Annotated in this window: 19 protein-coding genes; 8 read left to right on the forward strand and 11 right to left on the reverse strand. The window is 71.1% G+C overall.

Annotation, left to right across the window (positions count from 1 at the left end):
• The first annotated feature begins 108 nt into the window (after positions 1-108).
• Positions 109-486 carry a Zn-ribbon domain-containing OB-fold protein gene (locus tag OG828_RS28080; RefSeq protein WP_328362666.1) on the forward strand — a complete coding sequence of 126 codons (378 nt, stop codon included), beginning with the start codon at positions 109-111 and terminating at the stop codon, positions 484-486.
• A gap of 17 nt (positions 487-503) precedes the next feature.
• Here OG828_RS28080 and OG828_RS28085 read toward each other — a convergent pair whose 3' ends face one another.
• Together OG828_RS28085 and OG828_RS28090 are read right to left on the reverse strand one after the other, a co-directional pair.
• Positions 504-1,169, reverse strand: a complete 666-nt coding sequence (locus OG828_RS28085) for a pyridoxine/pyridoxamine 5'-phosphate oxidase (protein WP_328502665.1) — start codon at positions 1,167-1,169, stop codon at positions 504-506.
• Positions 1,170-1,214: 45 nt separating this feature from the next.
• The gene (locus OG828_RS28090) at positions 1,215-1,640 is read right to left on the reverse strand and encodes a pyridoxamine 5'-phosphate oxidase family protein (RefSeq protein ID WP_328362674.1); all 426 of its coding nucleotides are present in this window, start codon (positions 1,638-1,640) and stop codon (positions 1,215-1,217) included.
• A 162-nt stretch (positions 1,641-1,802) separates the two neighbouring features.
• Between OG828_RS28090 and OG828_RS28095 the strand changes: the two genes are divergently transcribed.
• Positions 1,803-3,011 carry an esterase-like activity of phytase family protein gene (locus OG828_RS28095; protein ID WP_328502666.1) on the forward strand — a complete coding sequence of 403 codons (1,209 nt, stop codon included), beginning with the start codon at positions 1,803-1,805 and terminating at the stop codon, positions 3,009-3,011.
• A gap of 3 nt (positions 3,012-3,014) precedes the next feature.
• On the opposite strand, the gene OG828_RS28100 is transcribed toward OG828_RS28095, so the two are convergent.
• A complete protein-coding gene (locus OG828_RS28100; protein WP_328502667.1) occupies positions 3,015-4,190 on the reverse strand; it encodes a thiolase C-terminal domain-containing protein in 1,176 nt (391 codons plus the stop codon).
• A 76-nt stretch (positions 4,191-4,266) separates the two neighbouring features.
• On the opposite strand from OG828_RS28100, the gene OG828_RS28105 reads away from it, so the two are divergent.
• Positions 4,267-5,577: an acyl-CoA dehydrogenase family protein gene (locus OG828_RS28105; protein ID WP_328502668.1), complete on the forward strand. Its 1,311-nt coding sequence runs from the start codon at positions 4,267-4,269 to the stop codon at positions 5,575-5,577.
• Positions 5,577-6,059, forward strand: coding sequence for a nitroreductase family deazaflavin-dependent oxidoreductase (locus OG828_RS28110; protein ID WP_328502669.1), 483 nt, complete (start codon positions 5,577-5,579; stop codon positions 6,057-6,059). Before OG828_RS28105 ends, OG828_RS28110 begins: the two co-directional genes overlap by 1 nt.
• Before the next feature lie 47 nt (positions 6,060-6,106).
• On the opposite strand, the gene OG828_RS28115 is transcribed toward OG828_RS28110, so the two are convergent.
• A complete protein-coding gene (locus tag OG828_RS28115) occupies positions 6,107-6,736 on the reverse strand; it encodes a LysE family translocator (protein ID WP_328502670.1) in 630 nt (209 codons plus the stop codon).
• Positions 6,737-6,818: 82 nt separating this feature from the next.
• On the opposite strand from OG828_RS28115, the gene OG828_RS28120 reads away from it, so the two are divergent.
• Positions 6,819-7,268: an Lrp/AsnC family transcriptional regulator gene (locus tag OG828_RS28120; RefSeq protein WP_328362692.1), complete on the forward strand. Its 450-nt coding sequence runs from the start codon at positions 6,819-6,821 to the stop codon at positions 7,266-7,268.
• A gap of 235 nt (positions 7,269-7,503) precedes the next feature.
• Here the strand turns inward: OG828_RS28120 and OG828_RS28125 are convergent, their stop codons facing one another.
• A complete protein-coding gene (locus OG828_RS28125; RefSeq protein ID WP_210582598.1) occupies positions 7,504-8,139 on the reverse strand; it encodes a TetR family transcriptional regulator in 636 nt (211 codons plus the stop codon).
• 134 nt (positions 8,140-8,273) lie between these two features.
• Between OG828_RS28125 and OG828_RS28130 the strand changes: the two genes are divergently transcribed.
• Both OG828_RS28130 and OG828_RS28135 read left to right on the forward strand, forming a co-directional pair.
• Positions 8,274-9,017 (forward strand): VOC family protein, encoded by a 744-nt coding sequence (locus OG828_RS28130; RefSeq protein WP_328502671.1) that lies wholly within the window; start codon positions 8,274-8,276, stop codon positions 9,015-9,017.
• Between the two features lie 246 nt (positions 9,018-9,263).
• The gene (locus OG828_RS28135) at positions 9,264-11,624 is read left to right on the forward strand and encodes a serine/threonine-protein kinase (RefSeq protein ID WP_328362697.1); all 2,361 of its coding nucleotides are present in this window, start codon (positions 9,264-9,266) and stop codon (positions 11,622-11,624) included.
• Between the two features lie 187 nt (positions 11,625-11,811).
• Here the strand turns inward: OG828_RS28135 and OG828_RS28140 are convergent, their stop codons facing one another.
• The 3 genes from OG828_RS28140 to OG828_RS28150 are packed head-to-tail and all read right to left on the reverse strand — an operon-like array spanning position 11,812 to position 14,151.
• Positions 11,812-12,585 (reverse strand): enoyl-CoA hydratase/isomerase family protein, encoded by a 774-nt coding sequence (locus OG828_RS28140; RefSeq protein ID WP_328502672.1) that lies wholly within the window; start codon positions 12,583-12,585, stop codon positions 11,812-11,814.
• On the reverse strand, positions 12,582-12,998 hold the full coding sequence (locus OG828_RS28145; protein ID WP_328362702.1) for a Zn-ribbon domain-containing OB-fold protein: 417 nt from the start codon (positions 12,996-12,998) through the stop codon (positions 12,582-12,584). The genes OG828_RS28140 and OG828_RS28145 overlap by 4 nt, the downstream gene beginning before the upstream one ends.
• Positions 12,999-13,002: 4 nt before the next feature.
• Positions 13,003-14,151 carry a lipid-transfer protein gene (locus OG828_RS28150; protein WP_328502673.1) on the reverse strand — a complete coding sequence of 383 codons (1,149 nt, stop codon included), beginning with the start codon at positions 14,149-14,151 and terminating at the stop codon, positions 13,003-13,005.
• Between the two features lie 97 nt (positions 14,152-14,248).
• Between OG828_RS28150 and OG828_RS28155 the strand changes: the two genes are divergently transcribed.
• Positions 14,249-15,811 carry a FadD3 family acyl-CoA ligase gene (locus tag OG828_RS28155; RefSeq protein ID WP_328502674.1) on the forward strand — a complete coding sequence of 521 codons (1,563 nt, stop codon included), beginning with the start codon at positions 14,249-14,251 and terminating at the stop codon, positions 15,809-15,811.
• On the opposite strand, the gene OG828_RS28160 is transcribed toward OG828_RS28155, so the two are convergent.
• From OG828_RS28160 to OG828_RS28170, 3 genes are all read right to left on the reverse strand, one after another.
• On the reverse strand, positions 15,771-17,198 hold the full coding sequence (locus OG828_RS28160; protein WP_328440112.1) for an O-antigen ligase family protein: 1,428 nt from the start codon (positions 17,196-17,198) through the stop codon (positions 15,771-15,773). The genes OG828_RS28155 and OG828_RS28160 overlap by 41 nt on opposite strands.
• A 673-nt stretch (positions 17,199-17,871) precedes the next feature.
• Positions 17,872-18,081: a hypothetical protein gene (locus OG828_RS28165; protein ID WP_328362714.1), complete on the reverse strand. Its 210-nt coding sequence runs from the start codon at positions 18,079-18,081 to the stop codon at positions 17,872-17,874.
• Positions 18,082-18,287: 206 nt separating this feature from the next.
• A complete protein-coding gene (locus tag OG828_RS28170) occupies positions 18,288-21,239 on the reverse strand; it encodes an AfsR/SARP family transcriptional regulator (RefSeq protein ID WP_328502675.1) in 2,952 nt (983 codons plus the stop codon).
• Position 21,240 lies beyond the last annotated feature (1 nt).

Raw genomic sequence — 21,240 nt, forward strand, 5'->3', positions numbered from 1 at the left:
ATAGATTCACGGCGGTTCGACAGGTCATCGACAGCCTCTTGCGCGACCGTGCCGGGCGCTGCTGAACTGACGTACCGTCAGATTCTGTAGCCGTCACGGGGAGTGCGCATGGACGTCCCGGAGATCGACGCGTTCACGAGGACGTACTGGGACGCGGCCGCGGAGGGTCGACTGCTGGTCCGTCGCTGTGGGGCGTGCGGCCGGGCCCATCACTACCCCCGCGAGTTCTGCCCGCACTGCTGGAGCGAGGACGTCACCTGGGAACCCGCGACAGGCCGCGCCACCCTCTACACCTGGTCCGTCGTCCACCGCAACGACCTGCCACCCTTCGGCGAGCGCACCCCCTACGTCGCCGCCGTCGTCGACCTCGCGGAGGGGCCCCGGATGATGACGGAGGTCGTGGGGGGCGGGGAGTTGCGGGTGGGCATGGAACTGGAGGTGGGGTTCCGGGAGGGGGTGCCGGTGTTCCGGGTTCTCGGTGTGTAGGGCACTGGCCGGTCCGTTCAAGGCCACAGAAGTTCCTTGGTCCAACCCCCCTCCGCCCGCCGGTAGTTCAGCCGCACATGCCGTCGCTCCGCGTCCCCCTGGAAGAACTCCACTGTGTCCGGCTGGAGGTGGTACAGCGTCCAGGACGGGACCAGTGTGTCCGGGTCGCGCTGGGCGCGGTCCCAGGCCGCGGCTGATTCCGTCGCCAACTCCTCCAGTGAGCCGAGGACTTCGCTCTGGTGGCCGGTGAGGGCGGCGGCGAGGGCGCCGGTGGAGCGGGCGTGGAGGTCGGACTGGGCTTCCCGGGAGGGGGCGGTGGTGACGGGGCCGCGGATGCGGATCTGGCGGGCGAGGGTGGGCCAGTAGAAGCCGAGGGCCGCGTACGGGCGGGCCGCGAGGTGGCGGCCCTTTGCGCTGTGGTCGTGCGTGGCGAAGGCCCAGCCGTCCTCGTCGGCGCCGTGCAGCATGACCGTGCGTACGTCCGGCAGGCCCTCCTCGTCCGAGGTCGCCAGCGACATGGTGTGCGGCTCCGGCTGGCCTGCCGTCACCGCCTCCGCGAACCAGGTGGTGAAGAGCGGGAGAGGGGAGGCGGGTGCGGTGGCCGGGTCGAAGGGGCGGAGTTCGGTGACTCCCGCCTCCCAGACGCGGGACGACCGCAGCAGACGTACAAACTCGGAGTCCATGCCTCCGATTCTCCCGCCCGGCGCCTCTGTCCCGCCCGGTGACCGCTAAACCGTGCCCAGATCCGACGACACCCAGCGTTCCGGGCGCATCCGGATGATCACCATCTCGCCGTGGTTGTTCCAGGAGAAGTCGACATAGCCGTCGACCTTCTCGGCGGGGAGGTAGCGGGCCGAGAGTTCGCGGAGTTTCTCGATGGTGGCGGGTGTGGTGTCGAGGACCGGGCCCTCCACCGACACATAGCGGATCGTGGGTTCCAGCCGGTCCACCATCAGGGAGAACCTGCCGGCCTTGCTGATCAGCTGGTGCTTACGGGAGTCCAGCCCGGTCAGGATCCAGACCGTGCCGTCGGGCTCGACCTGGTACCAGATCGGGACGCTGAGCGGCGCGCGCCCCTCTTCGGCGTCCACCGCCAGCGCGGCGATGTGCGGCTCGGCCAGGAACTGTTCGCGCTCCTCGCGGGTCAGGGCCATGTCGGGATCCTCCAGCGACTCGAGTCGTTCGGCGGTCTTTCTGTGGTCCTTCTGTGACGCTCCGTTGTTCACAACGTCCGCCGACGGGTACCTGTTCCCCCACCGGCGGTCCGTCGCCTGCCGTTGGGCCGTTCGTCACCCCGTGTCCCTACTGTGCCCGCCATGAGAAGAATCTCGATCATGCTCAGCGCCGTCGCGCTGACCGTCGGCCTCACGGCGCCCGCCGCCCTGGCCGACGAGAAGACCGGTGCGAAGACCCACGACTTCGGCCAGGCCACGCTCACCGGATGGGCATCGCTGCCTGCGGAGACGTACGTGCCGGGCAGTGAGCCGTCCGGGGCCGCGATAGGGGCGGGCCCGTTCAACGGGATCGCGGCGCCGTTCGCGGGGCAGCCGGTGCAGGGCTTCAGCGGCATCGTGAACCGGCACGACGGCACCTACGACGTGCTGTCGGACAACGGCTACGGCAACAAGGCCAACAGCGCCGACTTCCTGCTCCGCGTCCACCGCGTCAAGCCGGACACGCGCACAGGGAAGGTCAAGGTGCTCGGCGGGTTCAACCTGACCGACCCGTACCACAAGGTGCCGTTCGCGCTCACCCGCGCCGACCGCACCCTCACCGGCGCCGACTTCGACGTCGAGTCGATCGTGCGGGCGTACGACGGGACGTACTGGATGGGCGATGAATTCGGCCCGTTCCTGCTGCACTTCTCGCGCACCGGCAAGCTGCTGGAGGCGCCGATCTCCCTCAAGGGCGTGCAGGCGCCCGAGAACCCGTACCTGAACGGCGGCACGCCCAACCTCGGCAGCAGCAAGGGCTTCGAGGGCATGGCCCGTTCCGTCGACGGACGGCACCTCTACCCGCTGCTCGAAGGCACGGTGACCGGTGACACCCCCGGCGACCTGCGCTTCAACGACTTCGATCTGAAGGCCGGCAAGTACACGGGCAAGCACTGGACCTACCGCCTGGAGTCCGCCGCCCACGCCATCGGCGACGCCATCGCCGTCGACAAGCACCGCTTCCTGGTCATCGAGCGGGACGGCGGACAGGGCGACACCGCCAAGTTCAAGCGGATCTACCTCGCCGACACGCGGGACCGCAACGACGACGGGGTGATGGACAAGACCCTCGTCGCCGACCTGATGAACATCGCCAACCCGAAGAAGCTCGGCGGCTTCGGCGAGACGTTCACCTTCCCGTTCCAGACGATCGAGGACGTCGTCCTGCTCGACGACCGCACCCTCGCCGTCCTGAACGACAACAACTTCCCCTTCTCCACCGGCCGCACGGCGGGCAAGGCGGACAACAACGAGTACATCACCATCCGGCTCGGCGACCGCCTGCACGCCGACTGGCGCGCGTTCCTCTAAGCCTCACTGGCGTCCCAGCACCACCGTCCCCGACGAGCAGAACCACCCGCCCGTCCCGGACGCCACCGCGAGGCGCGGCAACCGCCCGTCCCGGGCCCGCACTTGCCGCGCCTCGCCCACCTCCCCCCGCAACTGCCGCACCGCCTCCACCAGCAGGAACAACCCCCGCATCCCCGGGTGCTGAGCCGACAGCCCACCCCCGTCCGTGTTCACGGGCAATTCCCCGCCTACGACTTTCAGCCGCCCCTTCTCGACGAACGCCCCGCCCTCGCCCTTCCCGCAGAACCCCAGATCCTCCAGCGTCACCAACGTCATGTAGGTGAACGCGTCGTAGATCTCCGCGAAGTCGATCTCCTCCGGCCGCACGCCCGCCCGCTCGAAGGCGAGCCGTCCGCTCACCGCCGCCGGGGAGACGGTGAAGTCAGGCCACTCGGACATCGTCGTGTGCGAGACGTGCTCCCCGGTGCCGAGCACCCACACCGGCGCGGTACGGCAGTCCCGTACGTACTCCTCCGCCACCAGCAGCACCGCCGCCCCGCCGTCGGACCGTATGCAGCAGTGCAGCTTGGTGAAGGGGTCCGCGATCATCGGGCCGTCGAGCACGTCGTCGACGGTGATCGGCTCCCGGAACATCGCCTCCGGGTTCAGGGCGGCGTTCGCCCGCGCCTGCACCGCCACCTCCGCCAACTGCTCGATGGTCGTGCCGTGTTCGTGCATATGGCGACGGGCGGCCATGGCGTACTTGGCGATGAGGGTATGGCCGTACGGGACCTCGAACTGGAGCGGGCCGCGTGCGCCGAAGGACAGGTTGCCGGTCCGGCGGCCCGCCTTGATGTCGGCGCGGGCGGTGGAGCCGTAGACGAGCAGGACGGCGTTCGCGTGCCCGGCCGCTATCGCGTCGGTCGCGTGGGCGGCCATCACCTCCCAGGTGGAGCCGCCCACCGAGGTCGAGTCGACCCAGGTGGGACGCAGGCCCATGTATTCGGCCACCTCCGCCGGGGCCAGCGTGCCGAGGCCCGCCGACGCGAAGCCGTCGATCACGGACTTGTCGAGGCCCGCGTCGGCCAGCGCGCGGCGGGCGGCCTGGGCGTGCAGCGCGTACGGGGTGGTGTCGTCCACGCGGCCGCAGTCGGAGAGGGCGACGCCGGCCACGGCGACTTTCCGGCTCCCGGGAATCATGAGAGGCCTCCTGCCCCTGGGCATATCGTTCGTGGGCTCCTAATATGACGGCCCGTCAGATCGGGAGGGAAGAGCCATGGACGCCAGCTTCACCACCGAGCAGGACGAGATCCGCCGCACCCTGCGCGAACTGCTCCACAAGCGGTGCGGACCGGAGGAGCTGCGCGCCGCCGTCGATCAGCCGGCCGGCCACGATCCCGCACTCTGGACAGCCCTCGCCGAACAACTCGGCCTGCCCGGCCTCGCCCTTCCCGAGACCTACGGCGGTGTCGGCTGCTCCGTCACCGAACTCGCCCTCGCGGCGGAGGAGACGGGCCGGGCCCTCGCCCCCTCACCGCTGCTCGCGACCACCGTCCTCAGCGCGCCCCTGCTGCTCGCCCTCGGCACCGAGGCCCAGCGCGCGGAGCTGCTGCCGCGCCTCGCCGCGGGTTCGCTCACCGCGGCCCTCGGCGTACCCGGCGCCGCGCTCGCCACCGCGCTCGGGCTGACCGGCGACAACGGTGGCGGCAATGGCGATGGCTGGGCCGGTGGGGGGCGCGCGGGGGGCGTCCAGGCGCGGCGGACGGAGGACGGGGGCTGGCGGTTGTACGGGCAGGTCGACCAGGTCCTCGACGGGCACAGCGCGCAGCTGCTGATCGTCGCCGCCCACGCCGGGGGGTTCGCCCGCTCGCGCACGCTGCTGTTCCTCGTGCCCGGGGATTCGGCACGGCTCGTCCGTACCCGCCTCACCGCACTCGACGCGACCCGTCCGCAGGCCCGCCTCCAACTGCGGGACGTCGACGCCGAGTTGCTGGGCGATGAGGGCGGCGATGTCCTGGGGACCCTCACCCGCGTCGGCGATCACACCGCCGCCGTGCTCGCCTGCGAGGCCGTTGGGGTCGCCGACCGGGTGTTGGAGCGGACCGTGGAGTACGTGGGGCAGCGGGAGCAGTTCGGGCGGGCGATCGGGTCGTTCCAGGCGGTGAAGCACCGGTTGGCCGATGTGTATGTCCAGATTCAGGCCGCGCGCTCGGCTGCGTACTACGCGGCGTGGGCGGTGCGCTCCGCGGGAACTGCCGCGATGGGTCGTGTGTCGTCTGCGGGTCCGTTGGGGCTGGTCGCGCAGTTCCCCGCGCCCCTTCGGGGCGCTGCCGGACCGCAGCCGACTTCATCGGAGCCGCTCAAGGTGGGCGGGCTTGCGCTCGCGCAGGCCCTGGAGGCCTTGCGGGGTGCGGCGGCCGAAGGGATACAGATGCACGGCGGCATCGGTTTCACCTGGGAGCACGAGGCTCACCTGTACTTCAAGCGGGCTGCGGGCGATGAGCTGCTCTTCGGGCCCGTGCATCGGCTGCGGGCGCATGCCGCCGACGCGGCGCGGCTCTTCGCGGGTGGGGAGGTGACCGTCTGATGGGCGTCAAGGATGCCGGGGTGCGGTTCGTGCAGAAGGTGTCGTCCACGCCGGGCTTCGCCAAGGTCGCCCCGCATGTCGTTCCCGCGCTGGATCGCGCCGTCCACCGGCTCACCCGCGGCAAGGTGCTGCTGAGCGCGCAGATGCTGCCGGGGGTGATCCTGACCTCGACGGGGGCGAAGAGCGGGGTCGCCCGCCGTACGCCGCTCGCCTGCATGCCGGAGGACGACGGGCGCAGCTGGATCCTCATCGGCTCCAACTTCGGGCGCCCCGGCCATCCCGCCTGGACCCACAACCTCCTCGCCCGTCCCGACGCCGAGGTCAGCTGGAAGGGACGGGACATTCCGGTCCGGGCCCGGCTGCTGGAGGGGGAGGAGCGGGCGGCGGCCTGGAAGGCGGCGCTGGAGTTCTGGCCGCCGTATGCGGCGTATCAGGCACGGGTGGAGCGGGAGATCCGGCTGTTCAGGATGGTGCGGCGGTGATGCGACGACGATGATGCGTACGGCGGTGATCTCTACCGCGCTGATCCCTAAAGCGTCCCCAGTCGCTGCACCAGCAGAAACGCGCCGATTCCCAGCATCGCCGCCCCCGACGTGCGGGTGACCGCGCGGGCGGCGGACGGGCGGGCGCCGAGGACCGCGCGGGCCAGGAGGCCCACCGTCAGATAGACCGCCGCGCAGCACGCCATGTGCAGGACGCCGAGCGTGGCCGTCTGCACCGGCACCGGCAGCTGTCCGGCCCCGGCCACCAGGAACTGCGGCAGCACCGACAGATACAGCAGCAGCCCCTTCGGGTTCAGCCCGCTGATCGTGGCGCCGCGCAGAAAGACGCGGCCGCGACTCGTCTCGACCGCCTGATCCGCCCCCGGCACCCCCGGCACCCCCGGATTCCGCAGCACTCCCCACCCCAGCCACACCAGGTACGCCGCTCCCGCCACCGTGAGTGCGGTCAGCAGGCCCGGCGACTTGGCCACCAGCACCGCGAGACCGGCCGTCGCCAGGGCCGTGTGCAGGGCGTAACCGGCGACCAGGCCCGCCACCGCCGGCAGGGGGGAACGGCCGCGCAGGCCCGCCGAGATCACATACGCCCAGTCGGCGCCCGGTACGCACACCAGCAGAAGGTCGACGGCGAGGAAGGAAATCAGCGTTCCGGAGTCCATGGTGGGGACATTAGGCGGGAATGGGCCGAAAGTGTTCCTTAAGTTTGCTCGTGATCGCGGAATGTGGGGGAAAATCTGCCTCATGGACGACGTGGACCGGAAGATTCTTGCCGAGTTGCAGCAGGACGGGCGGCTGACGGTGACCGAGCTGGCCGGGCGGGTGCGGCTGAGTGTCTCGCCGTGTCATCGGCGGCTGCGGGAGCTGGAGCGGTCCGGGGCGATCCAGGGGTACCGGGCCGTCGTCGATCCGGCGGCGGTGGGGCTGACCTTCGAGGCGCTGGTCTTCGTGTCGATGCGGCAGGAGGACCGGGACACGGTCGCCGAGTTCGAGCGGGCGCTGAGCGAGGTGGAGCACGTACTGGAGGCGCAGCGGCTGTTCGGAGAGCCCGACTATCTGCTGCGGGTCGCCACGGCCGACCTGGCGGCGTTTCAGCGGCTGTACGACGAGCGACTGGCGACGCTGCCGGGGGTGCAGCGGCTGACGTCGACGCTGGTGATGAAGCACGTGGTCAAGGACCGGCCGTTGCCCTGACGCTGCGATGGAGGGCCGAATCTTGTCTGCGGGCCGGTGGGGGCTGGTCGCGCCCACGCGGCGGAGCCGCATATTGATACAGCCCCGCGCCCCTTTGGGGCGCGATACCCGCCGGAGTCGATCGGATCCGCCGCACGCAACAAGCGGCGGCCCACCGGAGTGAGCCGCCGCCTGTCAGACAGGACTGGGAACCTGGGAAGGAAAGGAAAAGAAGGAAAGGAAAAGAGCGCGCGTGCTACTTCGTCGGCTTCTTTCCCGTCACGCCCAGGTGCACCAACAGCGCCAGATTCGGCTTGAGTTCAGCCTGTTTGACGCCCCACGTCTGGAAGCCCTTCTGGTGCGAGGCGACGGCCGCGAGCATCGCGACCAGTGAACCGGCGACCGCGGCCGGGTTCACGTCCTTGTCGACCCGGCCCTTGGACTGGAGTTCGGCGACCGCGTCCACCAGGGAGTTGTTCACCGAGTTGAGGATCTTCATGCGGATCTTGTAGAACCGTTTGTCTCCCTCGGCGGCACCGAGGTCGACGACGCGCAGGATCGCGTCGTTCCGGCGCCAGAACTCCAGGAAACCGTCCACGAGTTCCTGCGCGGTCTGCCAGCCGGCCTTGCCGACCCATGACCGGCCCTCGAGCAGCTCGGTCAACTGGCCGCCCTCGGCGGCCATTTGCTCGGCGATCTCCAGGACGGCGCCTTCGACGTCCGGGAAGTACTGATAGAAGGTGGCGGGCGAAGTGCCCGCTTTCCGGGCGACATCGATGACTTTGACGTCCCGGTACGGGGAGGAGCTGAGCATCTCGCTGAGGCAGTCGAGCAGCTTCTGCCGGGTCGCCTGCCCACGCCGACCGGCCACGCGGCCGTCGACGGTACGCACTTGTCCTGTCATGCCGTCAGCTTACCGAGGGGTGATCGGAGCGCGATTCGGCCGACTGCAAATGGGGTGCACGGGGGTGGAGCGGGTGGTGCGCCTGGTCTGCGCGGTGTGTGCGAGCCCGTTACGTTGACGGCATGGCCGAAAACAGGGCATCCGCGGGCGAAGAGGCATACGGCGAGGGCGTCGCGTGCTGGGTGGAGGCCCAGCTGCCCGACGTGGCGGCGGGCAAGCGGTTCTACGGCGAACTTTTCGGGTGGACCTTCGAAGATCAGCCGACGGCGCGTGGCGGCTCCGTATGGGCCGTTCGTGACGGCGCCCCCGTCGCCGCGCTCGCGCACAAGGCGGACGGCCGTATGCCCACCGTGTGGACCGTGTACTTCGCGACGCCGGACGCTCAGGCGCTGGCCGTGCGGGTCCAGAGGGCCGGCGGCCAGATCGTCACGGAGCCCCTGCCGGTCGGCGACCTGGGCAGGGCCGCGCTGGTCGCCGACCCGGAGGGCGCCGTCTTCGGCCTCTGGCAGGCGGGCTCGCACCGCGGTTTCGGCGAGCGGCACGAGCCCGGCACCTTCGCCTGGACCGAGCTGTACACGCGGGACACGGAGGGGGCGAACAACTTCTACGGCGGTCTGTTCACCGACGCCCTGTTCGGACCGGACGCCGAGCCCGACTTCGGCCGCGCGCCCGTCTCCGACGTCTTCCCGCCCGAGATGCCGCCCCACCTCCTCGTCCATTTCGGTACCGACGACTGCGACGCCGTACTCGAAACGGTGCGGCAGCTCGGCGGACGCGTACAGGCACCCCCATTCGACGCGTCATACGGCAGGGTGGCCGTTGTCACGGACAATCAGGGGGCGTCCTTCGCGTTGCTGCAGCGCTGATCTCTTGCTGAGATACCGCGTCCAGCATGCGAAAGGGGCCTTTGCGCGGCCCTGAACCTGTGTTTCTGTCCCAGGGCACTGTGTTTTTGTCCCAAGACACCCCGATCCGCCCCCGGGTTCGCAACCAGTGCCCGGGACAGGAAGAATCAGGGTGCGTGCCGCCAAGGCGGTGCGGTGGTGAGACGCTGCACTTCGGTCGCGTACACATGTGGAATGACGCGGCTCGTACGGGGAGGTGGCAGGCAAGTGGTGGATCAGCTGACGCAGCACGATCCGCGGCGGATCGGGCCGTTCGAGGTGCTGGGACGGCTGGGTGCCGGCGGCATGGGGCTGGTCTATCTCGCGCGCTCGGCTTCGGGCCGGCGCGTGGCGATCAAGACGGTCCGGACGGAGCTGGCCGAGGACCAGCTCTTCCGGGTCCGCTTCACGCGTGAGGTCGAGGCGGCACGGGCGGTCTCCGGTTTCTATACGGCGGCCGTGGTCGACGCCGACCCGCGGGCGGCCGTGCCCTGGCTGGCCACCGCGTATGTGCCCGCTCCCTCGCTCGAGGAAATAGTGAACGAGTGCGGGCCCCTCCCGGCCCAGGCGGTCCGCTGGCTCGCGGCGGGTGTGGCGGAGGCGCTGCAGTCCATCCACGGCGCCGGTCTGGTCCACCGCGACCTCAAACCGTCGAACGTCCTCGTGGTCGAGGACGGCCCTCGCGTCATCGACTTCGGTATCGCCTCCGGCGTCTCCAACACACGTCTGACGATGACCAACGTCGCCGTGGGGACGCCCGCCTACATGTCGCCGGAGCAGGCCAAGGACTCGCGGAGCGTGACCGGCGCGAGCGACGTGTTCTCGCTCGGCTCGATGCTCGTCTTCGCCGCCACCGGCCACGCCCCCTTCCACGGCGCCAACCCGGTCGAGACCGTCTTCATGCTGCTGCGCGAGGGCCCGGACCTGGAGGGACTCCCGGAGGAGCTGCGCCCCCTCATCGAGTCCGTTATGAAGATGGAGGCCACCGCCCGCCCCAACCCGGCCGACCTCCAGGCCCAGCTGGCCCCCCACCTCTTCGGCTCCGGCTCCGACGACAGCGGTACGGCGTCGGCGTGGCTGCCTGAGCGGGCGGTGAGCCTGATCGAGGCCCGCCGCAACGGACGCCCGCCGGCCAAGCCCACGCCGGGCTCCGGCCGCAGCGGCGGTCGGGGCGCCGTGCCGCATCCGCCCCCGCCCTCGCACGACCCCGTCGTCCCGGCGCCCGTGCCCGCCCCGGTCGGCGCCCCCGACACCGGTCCCGTACGGCTGGCCGGCGGCGCGGTGCCGATCGGACCCGGCCCGCGCGTCGCCGACGCCCGCGCCGCCGCCGTGAAGGCACCCCCTCCAGAGGCCGGCCTGGTCGCCTCCTGGTCCCGCCCTCGCCCCGGCGTCAACGGCACGGAGCCCGCCGTGGGCCCTGCCGTGACCGCACCGCCGCCCGCACCCCCGGAGACCGCCGCCGGCTGGCGCCCCTGGCGCTTCCGTATGTCGAACGACGTCTGGGGCACCCCCTCCGTCTCCGGCGACCTCGTCTACGTCACCTCCTTCGAGGTCCACGCCCTCGACGTGGCCACCGGCCGCCGCCGCTTCAAGACGAGAGACGTCGCCTGGTCGATGGCGGTCGCGGACGGCCGTATCCACGCCTCCGACGGACCCACGCTGTACGCCCTCGATGCCCGGGAGGGCGCGGACCTGTGGCGCCTGTCCACCGACGCCTGGGTGTACTCGCTCAAGGCCGACCGCGGCACCGTCATCACCGGCACGCGCGGTGGCGGCGTCCAGGCCTGGGAGGCCTCGAACGGGCAGAAGCTGTGGGAGATCACCGGCGCGCAGACCGACTTCGAGTCGCCTGAGGCGGGGCCGGCCCTGTACGACGGCACGGTCTTCGTCTGGCAGGACGCACGGCTGCGTGCGCTGGACGCCCGCACCGGCGACGAGCGCTGGTCGTACCCGATCGGCGACGCGGCCTCCTGCGGCGGCGTTCCAGTACGGGTGGCGCAGGCCCACGACGGATTCGTGTACGTCTGTGCCGGGACGCGCGTCCTCGCCGTCGACGTGACCTCAGGCCATGTCCGCTGGCACTTCGAGGCGCCGGCGGTCTTCCTCTGCCCGCCGACCTTCGTCCCCGGCCCGGCCGTCACCGGCGGCGGGGTCTATCTCGCCGACTACCTCGGCACGGTGTACGCCCTCGACGCCACGGACGGCCGCGATCGCTGGCGCATCGCGACCGAGTCCCGTGCGTCCGTCGAGCCGGTGCTGGTGGCCGCGGGGCATGTCCATGTGGGCAGCGGCAAGGGGCTCTACACGCTCGATGCGGTCACCGGTACGCCTAAGTGGCGGTTCCAGGCGGGTGGGGACATCGTCGGTTCGCCGTCCGTGGCGGAGGGGCGGATTCACTTCGGGTCCACGGATCATCTGCTGTACACGCTCAAGGCCGATGACGGGCGGTTGAGGTGGAAGCTGGCGACGGGTGGGGAGATCACTGGGTCGCCGGTGGTGCGGGATGGGGTTGTGTACGCGTGCAGTAAGGATCGTTGCGTGTATGCGTTGGATGCGGAGAAGGGTACGGGGACTGCACGGACCGCGTAGGTTCGTTGCCGGGTGCGGGTCCGTTGTGGCTTGTCGCGCAGTTCCCCGCGCCCCTAACGGGGCGCTGTTGCCCAGGTCGGTTTTTCTGGGACGGCCGTCGTGCCGGGCGCACGGAAGGGTCGTTCCGGACGGCGGCCGTCATGGCAGACGCTACGCCCGGTCGGAGGGCCCCGCCATGCGGCGCCGTTCAGCGCAGTCGGAACTCCCCGCCCCGTCGCCCGGCGAACAACTCCGCCTGCCGCTCACCCGGCAGATTGCCGAGGGCCACCAGGTGCGGCGCCTGTGCGAACCCCTGGGCCACGGCCCCCTCCCGTGCCGCCCACAGCGCCCGTACCGTCCCCTGTACCGCCTCCGCCGGATACCCGGCGATCACCGTCGCGCACTCGGTGGCCGCAGCCAATGCCTCGCCGGGCGCCGTGAGTTCGGAGACCAGCCCGATGTCGTAGGCACGCTGGGCCGAGATACGTTCCGCCGTGCCCATCAGGGCCATCCGCGCGGCCTCGCCGTAGGGCATCCGTTGCGCCATCAGCACCGACTCGTACGCGCTGACCATCCCGTAGGTGGTGTGCGGGTCGAAGAAGGTGGCGGTCGGGTCGGCGATGAGGAAGTCGGACTCGCCGAGGAGGTAGAAGGCGCCGCCGCAGGCGATGCCCCGCACGGCGGCGATGACCGGTTTCCACAGGTCGTTCGCCTTCGGTCCGATGCGCAGGAGCGGATCGTCCGTCATGTACGGCGAGTTCGGCTGCGGCACGACGGAGTCCCGGTCGATCCCCGTGCAGAACGCCCGCTCCCCGGCCCCGGTGAGGACGACGGCCCGTACGGAGTCGTCGAACCGCAACTCCCGCCAGGCGTCGTGCAGTTCGGTCGCCGTCGTCAGGTCGATCGCGTTGAGGCGGTCCGGGCGGTCGAGGGTGACGACCGCGACGCCGGTGTCCTTGTCGGTCGTGAGGCCGAGGGTCATGGGCGCTCCAGGATCCACTGCGGAAGGCCGGTGTCGGTGAACACGACCTGCACCCTGGCGCCGATGCGAACGCGGTCGGGGGAAAGGGAGTTGAGCGGCGCCCCGGGCTCCGTGACCAGGTTCCCCACGAGGCGTATCCGGGGGGCGTCGGCGAGTTCGACGACGATGACGTTGTACGGCGCCTGCGCCGCGTAGTCGGGCAGCAGGGGCGGGTGGGGGACGACGTACGACCAGATGCGCCCGTGTCCGCTGACCTGCCGCCACTCGCTCGCGAAGGACTGGCAGTGGGGGCAGCAGGGGCGGGGCGGGAAGCGGAGTTCGCCGCAGTCGGCGCAGGCCTGGATGCGCAGTTCGCCCTGGGCGGCGTAGCGCCAGAAGGGGGCGCCGTCGGTGTCGGTGACGGGAGCCAGCATGTTCTCAACTCCTCAGCAGCAGTGCGGACGTCGGAACCCCTTCACCCGCCGTGACCAGGCAGGTGGCCGCCCCCGGCACCTGGGCGGTACTCGTCCCGCGCAACTGCTTCACGCCCTCGTTGATGAGGTTGAAGCCGTGCACGTATGCCTCGGAGAGCCCGCCGCCCCCGGTGTTCAGCGGCAGCCGCCCGCCGATCTCCAGCGCGCCGCCCTCCGTGAACGCACCGCCCTCGCCGCGCCCGCAGAAGCCGTAGCCCTCCAGGGAGAGCGGGATGAGGGGCGTGAACGCGTCGTAGATCTGGGCGACGTCGATGTCCTGGGGCGTGAAGTCGGCGTGTTTCCACAGGTGCCGGGCGGCGGTCCAGGCGGGGCCGGTGAGCGGGTCGTCGTTCCAGTAGTTGACCATGCCGTGGTGCTGGGCGGGCAGGCCCTGGGCGGCGGAGTGGACGTAAGCGGGGGTGTGCCGGCAGTCGCGGGCGCGCTCCCTGCTGACGATGACGCAGGCCAACGCCCCGTCCGTCTCCAGGCAGTTGTCGAAGAGGCAGAGGGGCTCGCTGATCCAGCGGGAGGTCATGTACATATCGCGGGTGAGGGGGCGGTCGTACATGATCGCGGCGGGGTTCTGGTTGGCCCGGTTGCGGCAGGCGAGGGCGACGTTGAAGAGGTGGTCGCGGGTGGCGCCGTACTCGTGCATATAGCGGCGCGTGAGCATGGCTATCTCGTCGGCGGGGCGCAGCAGGCCGAAGGGGCGGGTCCACTGGGCGGGGGTGGGGAGTTGGACGGCGGTGTTGGTCCAGGGGCGGGGGCCGGACCCGCGCTTGCGTGACCGCCAGGCCACGCCCACGGTCGCCTGCCCGGTCGCGATGGCGGCGGCGAGATGGGCGACGGTGGCGCAGGAACCGCCGCCGCCGTAGCCGACCTTGCTGAAGAACGTGAGGTCGCCGAACCCGACGGCCTTCGCCAGCTCCACCTCGTCCGTCTCCTCCATCGTGTACGAGGCGAGCGCGTCGACCTCGCCGGGCGCGATACCGGCGTCGTCGAGAGCGGTGAGAACGGCACGGCAGGCCAGGGTCCGCTCGTCGTCGGGGAGGTGCTTGGCGAAGGGGGTCTGCCCGATGCCGACGATGGCGGTGGCGTCCTTGAGTCCGGCCATGTGCTGCACACCTCCATGCTGCTGAAGGGCTGCTGACAGGTCGTCAGAGTACAGCTAATCTGACGGGTAGTCAGCTATGAGGTTGGGGAGGCGTGCTGTGCGCGGTGACGTGGAGTGGGGCAGCATCCCGGGACTCGTCCGGTCCGCCGCCGAGCGGTATGCGGACGCCGAGGCGGTGGTGGAGGGCCGCACCCGGATCTCGTACGCCGAACTGGGCGCCCGCGTCGAACGGTCGGCGGCGGCCTGCATGGCGAACGGGATCGAGCCCGGTGACCGGGTCGGGATCTGGGCCCCGAACTCCCTCGACTGGATCGTGGCGGCGCTCGGCGCGGTGTCGGCCGGGGCGGTGCTGGTCCCCGTCAACACCCGCTTCAAGGGCGTGGAGGCGGCGGACGTGCTGCGCAGGAGCGGGGCGCGGCTGCTGTTCGTGACGGGGACGTTCCTGGGGACGTCGTATGTGGCGTCCCTGCGGCGGGCGGTCGCGGAGGGGCCGGGGCTGCCGGCGCTGGAGCAGGTGGTCGTGCTGTCGGACGACGCCCCCGCCGACTACCGCACCTGGAAGGACTTCCTGGCCGGCGGCGAGGGAGTGGAGCCGTCCGAGGTGCGAGCACGCTCGGCGGCCGTGGACGGTTCCTGGCCGTCGGACATCGTCTTCACGTCCGGTACGACGGGCCGTCCCAAGGGCGCGGTGATCACGCATGCCCAGACGCTGCGGGCGTACGAAGTCTGGAGCGATCTCGCCGGGTTGAGGCGCGGCGACCGCTACCTCATCGTGAACCCCTTCTTCCACACCTTCGGCTACAAGGCGGGTGTGATCGCCTGCTTGATGCGCGGCGCGACGATGATCCCGCAGCCGGTGTTCAACGTAGACACGGCCCTGGCGAACATAGCGGCGGAACGGGTCTCGGTCCTTCCGGGGCCACCGACCCTGCACCAGTCGCTGCTTGACCACCCCGCGAGGGACGCGCACGACCTGTCCGCGCTGCGGCTGGTGGTGACGGGCGCCGCGGTGGTGCCGTTGCGCCTGGTGGAGCGGCTGAGGGGCGAGTTGGGGGTCGAGACCGTACTCACCGCATACGGCCTGTCGGAGGCGAGCGGCATCGTGACGATGTGCCGGCGAGGCGACCCGCTGCCGGTGATCGCGTCGACCTCGGGACGGGCGATACCGGGCACGGAGGTACGCGTCGAGGCACCGGTCGGCGAGCCCGGCGAGGTCCTGGTCCGCGGCTTCAACGTGATGCGCGGCTACTACGAGGACGAGGCGGCGACGGCGGAAGTGCTGGGGTCGGACGGGTGGCTGCGGACCGGCGACGTGGGCGTGCTGGACGACGAGGGCAACCTGCGCATCACGGACCGCATCAAGGACATGTTCATCGTCGGCGGCTTCAACGCGTACCCGGCGGAGATAGAGCAACTCCTCGGCCTGCATCCCGATGTGGCGGACGTCGCGGTGATCGGCGTACCGGACGCGCGGCTCGGCGAGGTCGGGAAGGCGTACGTGGTGCGGCGGCCGGGGGCTGTGGTCACCGGCGACGACCTGATCGCGTGGGCGCGGCGGGAGATGGCGAACTACAAGGTGCCGCGGGTGGTGGAGTTCGTGCCGGAGCTGCCGAGGAACGCTAGCGGGAAGGTGGTGAAGGGCGAGCTGCGATCGGGGTGAGGGGCTGCGTCTGCTCCGGCCGGGGTTCGGGGAGCGGCTGAAGCTGCGGTGGCTGGCTGCTCTGGCTGGTTTGGCTGTTCTGGCGGTGCCGGTTGCCGGGGGCGCCGGCCGTGGTGCTGCTCGCCCGGTCAGGCGTCTCGGCCATGACGACGGCGAGGACGACCCAGAAGAGGATGTCGATCCGGTCCAGGTTGGCCGGGTGGTCCATCATGCCGATCAGGAAGAACCCGGTCAGCGAGGCCAGTCCGACGGTGCCGAGGACCGACTTCGCGCGGGCGATACGGGCCGCGTGCAGCCAGGCGACGACGGCCACGGCGAGCATCGCCAGCAGACCGAGGGCGCCCGTCTCGACGAGCCAGTTCAGCCACATGTTGTGCGCGTGCACGAAGACGCGGTCGCCGGGGGCGGTCGCGGAGATGACGGCACCGGCGCGGCCGAGGCCGACACCGAGGGGGTTCTCCTTCGCCAGCGTGAGCGCGGCGTCCCAGGCCTGCCCGCGGACGCCGAGGGAGTTCCCGGCCTGCGACACGGCCCAGATCGCGGCAGCGGCGGCGGCCAGCCCCAGCGCCCCGAGCGTGGCGACGATCCGGCGCTGCGCGCGGTCGGCGAGGCGGGGGGCGAGCCAGTAGGCACCGGCGAGGACGAGCAGGCCGGCGGCGCCGGCGACGTAACCCGCGCGGGAGAAGGTGGTCAGCAGCGCCGCGTATCCGACGGCACCGACGAGGACCACGGCGGTACGGGCGGTGCGCTCGTCGACGGAGACGGCGGCGAGCAGCACGAACGGCACGAGCAGGACGAGGAAGGCGGAGAGCAGGTTGGGGTTGGCGAACGTGCCGATCGCCCGGATCAGGACGTCGCCGCTGGTGTCGTCGCACGAGATGTCCGTGAGCAGCCCGGTACGGCAGAAGCCGGTCGGCGTGTCATTCGTGAACTGCGAGAAGGCGGCGGTCGCGGCGGCCCCCACGCCGACCAGCGCCAGCAGCCCGATCGCCCGCCACGACTCCGGCTGCGTGCGGCGCACTCCGACGACGAGGTAGTAGCAGGCGAGCACCGTGACCAGACCACGGAGCGGGGCGGTCGGGTGTCCGCCGTGGACGGTGGACGCGGTCGCGGCCAGCACCAGCACGCCGATCGGGATGTCGAGCCGGGTACGGAAGTCCCGTATTCGGGCCCGCGTCGGACCGGGCAGCAGCAGGGCGACGAACCCGACGACCACCAGCAGCCGCAGCGGTGTCACGATCCCGACGAGCGGATCGTCGGGGAAGAAGTCCGTCGCCGCGTCGACCAGGATGACGGCCACCACACCGAGCGGCACGAACTGCACGAACTTCTGAAAGGCCCCCGGCAGCCCCTGGCCTGGCGTTGCCGTCGTCCGGTCGTATGCCATGACACCCGAGCCTGGCGGTGAGGGGAGTACGCGGGGTGTCGAAGGGGCGAACGGGGTGGAGCGGGTGTGGGGACGGACGCCGGCGGGGTTGTGCCGCACCAGCGGGCGGGGAAAGAACCAGACGTGCGCATCCGTGACCGCTTGGCCTGCCTGATGGGCTCCCACGACTTTGAGAAAGTACGGGTCCTTTACCCGGAATATCCCTGCACGGAGGCCGACGTCTGCCGGCGATGCTCACATCGCTCGCCCTCCTACACCTCACATTGGGGCGATTGGGTCGCGATGGACGCCTGCAGCCAGAAGCGCCGATGCACCCAATGCGGGGAGACGGAGTACTCCACCCGCCACGGCCGCCTGACATCTGCCGAGCAGCCCTTCGTCCCCGGGAACAGCGTGTGGGGCAATCAGGTGCCGGCAGAGTTCCGCAAGAGACATCCGGCCGCCGAGACCCTGCACATGGGCCCGTGCGACCGCGTCGTGAGGTGCGGGACGTGCGGCTATGTGACCGCCATGACCCACGACTATCACCACGGGACGGGGTCCCGCTGCACCGTGTGCGGCGAGAAGAGCTCGCCGTAGCCGACGGCCGTCACCGGCTGCCGGGACCACGCATCGGCCGCGGCGGCATCCCCTCCGCGCCGCCGCGGCCGATCCCCGTGTGGAGTTGGTCTGTTCAGGCCTCTTCGCCCGTCGCGTGATTGTCGAGCGGCCTCACGGTGCCGCCGCCCGTCGCGTGGTTGTCGAGCGGCTTCACGGGGCCGCCCGTCGCGTGGTTGTCGAGCGTGGTGATCTCTTCGTCGGTCGCGTGGTTGTCCTGCGTGGTGACATCCGTGGCGTGGTTGTCGAGCGGCTTGACCACGGTGTCCTTCTTGGCATCGCTCATGGACTGCAACTCCCGTTCATGGATGGGCGATGCCCGTCCGGCAACTCCCCCGTGGGCCGCCGGACGGGCATGTCAGGGTCGTACACCCTAGCGGTCAAGATCACCGCTGACCCGTCTGCCCCCCGACGCGACGGATCGACAAGGCACAGACTGCCGTGGCGCGATAAACGAACGATGAACGCTCTGCCGGACCTTGAGCGACAAGCTCAGGCGGCCGTCGCCGGGCTGAGCAGGAGCCGTACGTCGGCGGCCTCCGGGGAGTCCAGTGAGTCGTAGATGGAGAGGGCCTCTTGCCAGCAGGCTCGCGCGCGGCCGGTCTGGTTCAGGTCGCTCAGGGCGCGGCCGAGGACGGTCAGGATGTTGCCGCGGCGCCATTCACCGCCGATGCCGCGCAGGACGGCCTGAGCCTGCTCCGCCAGAGCCGCGGCCTCGGCCGGCTTGCGTGCCGCGAGATGCGCTTCCGCCATCCGGAAGAGCGTCATCCCCTCCCAGAGCCGCTGCCTGCTGTCGCGGAACACCTCCAGGGCCTCGGTGAGCCGGTCGACCGCCGCGCTCAGTCCGCCCTGGCCGGTCAGCGCCATGCCCAAGGCGTAGCGGCCGTTGGCGCCCCGCAGGGTGTGGCCCAGGCGGTCGTAGATGGCGATGCCTTGTTGCGCGAGTTCCACCGCGCTGCCGACCCGGCCCAGGGCGAGGCGGATGCGCGAGAGGTTGCAGAGGGCGCTGGCCTCTCCGGCGAGGTTCTCGTCCTGGCGGAAGCTGTCGATGGCCTGCCGGAGATACGCCTCACCGTCGGCGTAACGGTTCTGATAGAGCGCGATGATGCCGCGGTCGTTGGCGGCCCAGCACCTGGGTGCCAGGTCGTCCGCGATGTGGGCCAGCTCCATGGCATGCCGGGCCTCTTCGTCCGCCTCACTGAAGCGTCCGGCCACGAGATGGACATTGGTGAGCGTCGTGAGCGCCCGGCTCAGCGCCCGTGGATCCCGGGCCCGGTCGGCCGCCCCCCGCAGCGTGAAGGCGACAGTCTCGTACTGCTTGGAGTTGGCGCCCGACTCGGCGAGATCCTTCGCCGCCCACAGCAGGTCCACCGCCCGCCGCAGCACGGCGTTCCCGGTGCACTGCTGGGTGAACGCGAGCAAGGCATGCGCTTCGGAGTACAGCCAGTCCTGTGCCGCATGCCGGTCGGTGAAGCTCAGCCCGGGGTAGTCCGTCCGCTCCAGGTGGTCCACCAGCCGGTCCCCGGGCCGCTCCCTCGCGTAGACCCCCGCCGCGGTGGCCAGGTAGAAGTCCAGCAACCGCGACATCGCCGCGTCCTGCTCGCTCGGCGGCCACTCGTCCCGTTCCGCGCACGCACGCGCGTAGAGCCGTACGAGGTCGTGGTACCGGTAGCGGCCGGGCGCCGCCGATTCCAGCAGCGAGGTGTCGACGAGGGCCTCCAGGAGGTCCTCGGTCTCCTCCACCGGGAGGTCCAGTACCGCCGCGGCCGCCGCCAGTGAGATGTCGGGGCCGTCGGGCAGGCCCAGGAGCCGGAACGCCCGTGCCTGGGCCGGTTCCAGGGCCCCGTAGCCCAGCTCGAAGGTCGCCTTCACCGCCAGGTCGCCGGCCTGGAGTTCGTCGAGGCGGCGGCGCTCGTCCCCGAGTTTCGCCGCCAGCACCGACACCGTCCACGTGCGCCGGGCCGCCAGCCGGGACGCCGCGATCCTGATCGCCAGCGGCAGGAAGCCGCATGCCGCTACGACGTCCAGCGCGGCCTCCCGCTCGGAGGCGACGCGCTCCTCGCCCACGATTTTCGTGAAGAGCAGCAACGCCTCGTCGGGGGACATCACGTCCAGGTCGACCAGGTGGGCGCCCGCCAGGTCCACCATCCGTACCCGGGAGGTCACCAGGGCCGCGCAGCCCTCCATCCCCGGCAGCAGGGGACGTACCTGGGCGGCGTCCCGTGCGTTGTCCAACACCACCAGCACGCGCCGGCCGTCCAGGACGGACCGGTACAGCGCCGAGCGTTCCTCCAGGGAGTCCGGGATCGCCGAGTCCGCGGTGCCCAACGCGCGGAGGAAGGAGCCCAGTACCGTCTCCGGCTCCGCCGCCCGGTTGCCCGCGCCCTGGAGGTCCACGTACAGCTGGCCGTCCGGGAAGGCGGCCCGGGTCTGGTGGGCGACGTGCACCGCGAGGGTCGTCTTGCCGACGCCGCCGATTCCGGCCAGGGCGGAGACCGCCATCACGCGGCCCTCCGCCGAGGCCAGGACCTCGCTCAGCTCGGAGACGAAGGAGGCCCGTCCCGTGAAGTCGGGGACGGTTGCGGGGAGTTGGGCCGGGCGGACCGGTACGGCCGGGGGTTCCGTCACCGGCGTGGACGGTTCCGCCAGGCCGGGGTCCGCCCGCAGGATGCGCTGCTGGAGTTCGCGCAGGCCCGGGCGCGGGTCCACGCCCAGTTCGTCGGCGAGCAGGCGGCGCGTGTCGGCGTACACCGCGAGGGCCTCCGCCTGGCGGCCCGAGCGGTACAGGGCCAGCATCAGCAGCTCACGCAGCCGCTCCCGGAGGGGATGCGCCGCCGTCAGGGCGGTCAGTTCCGACACGCTCTCCGCGTGGCAGCCCTGCTCCAGGTCCATGTCCAGGCGGGATTCCAGGAGTTGGAGGCGCCATTCCTCCAACCTCACCCGCTGCGCCTCCGCGTACGGGCCCGGCACCCCCGCCAGCACCTCTCCGTCCCACAGCGACAGCGCGCGGCCCAGCACCTCCCGCGCATGGCACAGGTCCCCGGAGTTGCGTGCCTTCTCCGCCTCGGTCGCCAGGTCCTGGGCGGTCGTCAGGTCCAGGGAGCCGTCGGGCAGGCCCCGGATCGCGTAGCCGCCGGACTCGCTGACCAGGACGCCGGGGGTCAGCACCTTGCGCAGGCGGGATGCGTAGGTGCGCAGTGCCGCCAGTGCCTGGGACGGGGGTTCCTCGCCCCAGAGGGCGTCGATCAGTTCCGCGGCGGTCGCGGTGCGGCCCTCGCGGAGCAGGAGGGCGGCGAGCAGGGCGCGTTGCTGGGGGGAACCGGTGGTCAGTTGCTCCTCGCCGCGCCATGCGCGCACCGGTCCGAGCACGCTGAAGCGCAGCGCCGCCTGATCCTCGGTGGAACCTGGACTCCGCTGCTGAGGCACCCGCGGTACTCCGTCCATG

This window comes from Streptomyces sp. NBC_00457 (assembly GCF_036014015.1).
In the GTDB taxonomy this organism is placed as follows: domain Bacteria; phylum Actinomycetota; class Actinomycetes; order Streptomycetales; family Streptomycetaceae; genus Streptomyces.

What these genes read in the sequence shown, in the direction of transcription:
- OG828_RS28080 (WP_328362666.1), top strand. Translation starts at nt 109, where the DNA reads ATGGACGTCCCGGAGATCGACGCGTTCACGAGGACGTACTGGGACGCG.
- OG828_RS28085 (WP_328502665.1), bottom strand. Translation starts at nt 1,169, where the DNA reads ATGGACTCCGAGTTTGTACGTCTGCTGCGGTCGTCCCGCGTCTGGGAG.
- OG828_RS28090 (WP_328362674.1), bottom strand. Translation starts at nt 1,640, where the DNA reads ATGGCCCTGACCCGCGAGGAGCGCGAACAGTTCCTGGCCGAGCCGCAC.
- OG828_RS28095 (WP_328502666.1), top strand. Translation starts at nt 1,803, where the DNA reads ATGAGAAGAATCTCGATCATGCTCAGCGCCGTCGCGCTGACCGTCGGC.
- OG828_RS28100 (WP_328502667.1), bottom strand. Translation starts at nt 4,190, where the DNA reads ATGATTCCCGGGAGCCGGAAAGTCGCCGTGGCCGGCGTCGCCCTCTCC.
- OG828_RS28105 (WP_328502668.1), top strand. Translation starts at nt 4,267, where the DNA reads ATGGACGCCAGCTTCACCACCGAGCAGGACGAGATCCGCCGCACCCTG.
- OG828_RS28110 (WP_328502669.1), top strand. Translation starts at nt 5,577, where the DNA reads ATGGGCGTCAAGGATGCCGGGGTGCGGTTCGTGCAGAAGGTGTCGTCC.
- OG828_RS28115 (WP_328502670.1), bottom strand. Translation starts at nt 6,736, where the DNA reads ATGGACTCCGGAACGCTGATTTCCTTCCTCGCCGTCGACCTTCTGCTG.
- OG828_RS28120 (WP_328362692.1), top strand. Translation starts at nt 6,819, where the DNA reads ATGGACGACGTGGACCGGAAGATTCTTGCCGAGTTGCAGCAGGACGGG.
- OG828_RS28130 (WP_328502671.1), top strand. Translation starts at nt 8,274, where the DNA reads ATGGCCGAAAACAGGGCATCCGCGGGCGAAGAGGCATACGGCGAGGGC.
- OG828_RS28140 (WP_328502672.1), bottom strand. Translation starts at nt 12,585, where the DNA reads ATGACCCTCGGCCTCACGACCGACAAGGACACCGGCGTCGCGGTCGTC.
- OG828_RS28145 (WP_328362702.1), bottom strand. Translation starts at nt 12,998, where the DNA reads ATGCTGGCTCCCGTCACCGACACCGACGGCGCCCCCTTCTGGCGCTAC.
- OG828_RS28150 (WP_328502673.1), bottom strand. Translation starts at nt 14,151, where the DNA reads ATGGCCGGACTCAAGGACGCCACCGCCATCGTCGGCATCGGGCAGACC.
- OG828_RS28160 (WP_328440112.1), bottom strand. Translation starts at nt 17,198, where the DNA reads ATGGCATACGACCGGACGACGGCAACGCCAGGCCAGGGGCTGCCGGGG.
- OG828_RS28165 (WP_328362714.1), bottom strand. Translation starts at nt 18,081, where the DNA reads ATGAGCGATGCCAAGAAGGACACCGTGGTCAAGCCGCTCGACAACCAC.
- OG828_RS28170 (WP_328502675.1), bottom strand. Translation starts at nt 21,239, where the DNA reads ATGGACGGAGTACCGCGGGTGCCTCAGCAGCGGAGTCCAGGTTCCACC.